This is a genomic window from Candidatus Cardinium hertigii (genome assembly GCF_003788695.1).
Map to the genome: position 1 here is coordinate 1 of NZ_RARA01000019.1, position 3,536 is coordinate 3,536.

3 protein-coding genes are annotated in these 3,536 nt (G+C 35.3%); all 3 read right to left on the bottom strand.

The window, feature by feature from the left end; translation table 11 throughout:
* Positions 1–418: 418 nt before the first annotated feature.
* Positions 419–1,534, bottom strand: coding sequence for an LD-carboxypeptidase (locus EDM02_RS01275; RefSeq protein ID WP_123662302.1), 1,116 nt, complete (start codon positions 1,532–1,534; stop codon positions 419–421).
* 235 nt (positions 1,535–1,769) lie between these two features.
* A complete protein-coding gene (locus EDM02_RS01280; RefSeq protein WP_123662470.1) occupies positions 1,770–2,609 on the bottom strand; it encodes a leucine-rich repeat domain-containing protein in 840 nt (279 codons plus the stop codon).
* Between the two features lie 395 nt (positions 2,610–3,004).
* On the bottom strand, positions 3,005–3,442 hold the full coding sequence (locus tag EDM02_RS01285) for a leucine-rich repeat domain-containing protein (protein ID WP_123662472.1): 438 nt from the start codon (positions 3,440–3,442) through the stop codon (positions 3,005–3,007).
* Positions 3,443–3,536: the final 94 nt, after the last annotated feature.

Here is a 3,536-nt window from a genome sequence, read left to right on the forward strand (position 1 = left end):
AAAATTACTTTACCGTTCAGTTTGCCTTAATTTACATTACGCAACCCAAAACCCAAATAGGGTTATAAGCTAGTTAGTATCCGTTCAGTCGTATGGCCTATTCGTATCCGTGTTCATACCAATCGGAAATAGCGAAATAATGTAAGTTTATAAAAAATGCGCCTTGAAAAAACTGTGGAAAGAAAAGAAAGGAAAAAAATCAAAAGAAAATCACTTTGTCTGAGCTCCGTAGGAGCGAGATTTGATTTTCGGTTTTTTTCCTTTCTTTTCAGCAGTTTTTTCACCAGCGCTTGATTTTTTTTGGCTACTTTTTTTGATCAAGCAAAAAAAGTAGCTTTAAAAGAAGTAATTTTTAAAAAAATGAATATAATAATCAATAATCTATAAAATATGGCTACCACACAAGTGAACGGATACGCTATATCTGCCGCGTTTCGTAAACACACTTTATGCCTTTTGTTTTAAATAGATCTATATTTTCTATTCTTATAGAAAAAAAGCCCTCTTTTGTATTTTCAACTTGAATGGTAGTATGTGTATTAAGTGGCAACGGGTTGCTTATATAATCGTGCCCTATACCAGAAATAGTAAATACTGGGAAATCAACAGATTTAGCAAAACGTTTTTGTACGATTTCCATTAGTTGTGTATTTCCTGAATCACAAAAATCGCCAAAAATCAACGCATCTATCCCATCTAAGAGCCCCGATTGCTTGAAGTGTACTAACGTACGTTCTATTTTATGCGGCTGTTCGTTTACGTCTTCTAAAAAGAGTATCTTATTTTTGGGGTTAATTTGCCAAGGCGTCCCTATGGTATCTCGAATCAGTGTCATATTGCCACCTATGATTTTAGACTCTAAATGAGTGACTTTAGACCCATTAGAGAGTTGTTTAAGGTTATGATAGACAATCGAAGTTTGCTTTCCACCTATCAATTCCATTAACTTATTAATGGAATCTGGTGCAACTTTATCCCTTACTATTAAGTCCGGCATAGTGGCATGTATGTTTTGCCAATCAAATTTATTCTGTAGGTAAGTATGCAAAACAGTAATATCACTAAATCCAATGAGCGTTTTTTTATGCTTGTTTTGTGCAATTTTTTCTTTCTGTTCCTTAGGTAAATTTTCTAAATAAGGAATGAGTAATGCCGCACCCATGCCACCTCTTATGCACCATATTATTTCACTGTTATCTGTTAATGCCTGAATCAAATCTTCTGCTCTATATGCATCAGGTGCAGCATAAAATGGACTATTGCCATTATATATGCTTGCTGAAACATGTGGATACAAATTCAAATCTGCTACATATTTTTTGCTTTCTTCTAAAGCGGCCTTCCCCTTAGAAGAAGGGGCAATCAAATCAACCTGCTCTTTGTGCAACGGCTCCGTGCAGTTAACTGGTATTATCTTTTTTTTTGCGTTGACAACATGACTTTGTGGCTGTATATCAACTAGTATTATATGAAAACTATATATAAAAAGCACTAAAAAGATTATGCTTAACGCTTTTCTTATGGTATGTAACATTTTTTTAAGCCGTATTGTATATTATAAATTAACTATAACAATTAGTATCCGTTCACTCAATGGCGTCAACTTAAGGTTTAGCTGTTATTGATAACCAAGTAGAATAGGAGGGTAGGCTAATCATGAATTGCCTTAAGTTGACGCCATTGACCGTTCACTTGCGTGGTAGCCATATTTTATAGATTATTAATGATTTTATCCATTTTTTTTAAAACTACTTCTTTTTCTTTTAAAATCACTCGCTAAACCTAATAATAGTATGTTTATTTCCCATAATATCAGTTAGTGTTTCTTTCTCTTCAGGAGAAAGATTATTGCCACGTAGGTCAATCTTCGTATTTTTGCAATGCTTTTCCCCAGACTTAAGTAGCGCTAAAAGCGCTGTTACTCTTTCTGCTGCTACAGGTATACTATTATAACGCAGATCAATCTTCGTAATGGTGCTATTATTTTTTGAAGCGGCAACTAGCTCTTTTATTCCATCATAATAAATATTATTCTCACTCAGATCCATATATTGAATGGTACTATTATTTACCAACATCTGAGCTATTGCCTTTGCCCCTTCAGAACCCATGTTATTATTAACCAGTTCAATATACGTAATTCTACTATTCTTTTCTAACGCCTGAGCTATTGCTTTTACCCTTTCAGAACCCATGTTTCTGCGACCCAGGTAAATCTTCGTAATGCTTCGATTGTATGCCAAAGCTTCAGCTGCTGCACGCAAATGGTTTGCATCGGTACCATTTGGCCAATCGCGAAGTTCTGTTAGGGTACTGAATTGATTTACATAGAATCTATATAACGCATAATAATGCTGACGTCTAGCCAATTCAGCACGCACAAAAGCAGCTTCCTTAGAATTTTGTGGCAACCGCCGTTGCAGCTTTTCAAGATGATATGCACCAGGCATACATTTTATTATTTGTTCCGTTAACTCAGGTGAAAGATCCGTTAACTCATTTGGAAGCCGTATTTCAATTGCATGATCCATTGCCTGTTTGCCAACCTGGCACGCCGTAAAACTGCTACCTAATAAGAACAACTTAGGAAGGATAAACTGCTTTTTCATATTTTTTATTCGTTTAATTGTGCTGTTTCATATTTCAATGCGCTTGGCACAAATCAAGCCACTGCTATACTTCTTTTTTTGCGTTTTAATAATTAATTACAACTAATTAAGCAGCATTAGGGGTATCCGTTCACTCAATGGCGTCAACTTAAGGTTTAACTATTATTGATAACCAAGTAGAATAGGAGGGTAGGCTAATCATGAATTGCCTTAAGTTGACGCCATTGACCGTTCACTTGCGTGGCAGCAAAGCAGTATTTGTTCGCTTGCGTGGTAGCCATATTTTATAGATAATAGCAAATGGCTAATAATTAATAATTGATGATTTTATCCATTTTTTTTAAAACTACTTATTTTTCTTTTAAAGCCACTCGTTAAACCTAATAATAGTATGTTTATTCCCCATAAAGCCACTCGTTAAACCTAATAATAGTATGTTTATTTCCCATAATATCAGTTAGTGTTTCTTTCTCTTCAGGAGAAAGATTACTGCCACGTAGGTCAATCTTCGTATTTTTCCAATGATTTTGCAAAGCCTTAGCTAGCATTATTGCCCCTTGAGAACTAATATGTCCAGGAGGAATATTTTCTACAGGTCTATTATAACGCAGATCAATCTTCGTAATGGTGCTGTTATTTTTTGAAGCCGCAACTAGCTCTTTTATTCCATCATAATCAATATTATTCTCACTCAAATCCATATATTGAATGGTGCTATTGTTTTCCAACGCCTGAGCTATTGCTTTTGCCTCTTCAGAACCCATGTTTCTGCGATCCAGGTAAATCTTCGTAATGCTTCGATTGTATGCCAAAGCTTCAGCTGCTGCACGCAAATGGTTTGCATCGGTACCATTTGGCCAATCGCGAAGTTCTGTTAGGGTACTGAATTGATTTACATAGAATCTATATAACGCATAATAATGCTGA

Bases quoted from the DNA above. Each gene is read 5' to 3' on its own strand.
- EDM02_RS01275 (WP_123662302.1), bottom strand. From the start codon at position 1,534: ATGTTACATACCATAAGAAAAGCGTTAAGCATAATCTTTTTAGTGCTT.
- EDM02_RS01280 (WP_123662470.1), bottom strand. From the start codon at position 2,609: ATGAAAAAGCAGTTTATCCTTCCTAAGTTGTTCTTATTAGGTAGCAGT.